The sequence below is a fragment of the Acinetobacter sp. C15 genome (assembly GCF_013420645.1).
Taxonomy (GTDB): Bacteria; Pseudomonadota; Gammaproteobacteria; order Pseudomonadales; family Moraxellaceae; genus Acinetobacter; species Acinetobacter indicus.
The window spans coordinates 1-1111 of record NZ_VOXR01000135.1; the positions used below are offsets into that span (position 1 = coordinate 1).

The 1111-nt window shown below is 51.8% G+C and carries 2 protein-coding genes; both read left to right on the forward strand.

The genetic code is table 11. The annotated features are described in order from the left end of the window. A partial coding sequence (gene rpsD, locus FTT63_RS15540) for a 30S ribosomal protein S4 (protein ID WP_180192486.1) occupies window positions 1–292 on the forward strand: 292 nt, incomplete at its 5' end. Between the two features lie 25 nt (window positions 293–317). Further along, a partial coding sequence (gene rpoA, locus FTT63_RS15545; RefSeq protein WP_180192487.1) for a DNA-directed RNA polymerase subunit alpha occupies window positions 318–1111 on the forward strand: 794 nt, incomplete at its 3' end.

A 1111-nucleotide genomic window follows, 5' to 3' on the forward strand; every position in this document is an offset into this window, starting at 1 on the left:
TCGTGCAGACGCACTTCAGCCGGTTAGCCATAAAGCAATTATGGTAAACGGTCGTGTTGTTAACATCGCTTCTTATCAGGTTAGTCCGAATGACGTTGTAAGCATTCGTGAGAAAGCGAAGAAGCAGTCTCGCGTGAAAGCCGCTCTGGAGCTGGCTGAGCAGCGTGAAAAGCCAACCTGGCTGGAAGTTGATGCTGGCAAGATGGAAGGTACGTTTAAGCGTAAGCCGGAGCGTTCTGATCTGTCTGCGGACATTAACGAACACCTGATCGTCGAGCTTTACTCCAAGTAAAGCTTAGTACCAAAGAGAGGACACAATGCAGGGTTCTGTGACAGAGTTTCTAAAACCGCGCCTGGTTGATATCGAGCAAGTGAGTTCGACGCACGCCAAGGTGACCCTTGAGCCTTTAGAGCGTGGCTTTGGCCATACTCTGGGTAACGCACTGCGCCGTATTCTGCTCTCATCGATGCCGGGTTGCGCGGTGACCGAGGTTGAGATTGATGGTGTACTACATGAGTACAGCACCAAAGAAGGCGTTCAGGAAGATATCCTGGAAATCCTGCTCAACCTGAAAGGGCTGGCGGTGAGAGTTCAGGGCAAAGATGAAGTTATTCTTACCTTGAATAAATCTGGCATTGGCCCTGTGACTGCAGCCGATATCACCCACGACGGTGATGTCGAAATCGTCAAGCCGCAGCACGTGATCTGCCACCTGACCGATGAGAACGCGTCTATTAGCATGCGTATCAAAGTTCAGCGCGGTCGTGGTTATGTGCCGGCTTCTACCCGAATTCATTCGGAAGAAGATGAGCGCCCAATCGGCCGTCTGCTGGTCGACGCATGCTACAGCCCTGTGGAGCGTATTGCCTACAATGTTGAAGCAGCGCGTGTAGAACAGCGTACCGACCTGGACAAGCTGGTCATCGAAATGGAAACCAACGGCACAATCGATCCTGAAGAGGCGATTCGTCGGGCGGCAACCATTCTGGCTGAACAACTGGAAGCTTTCGTTGACTTACGTGATGTACGTCAGCCTGAAGTGAAAGAAGAGAAACCAGAGTTCGATCCGATCCTGCTGCGCCCTGTTGACGATCTGGAATTGACTGTCCG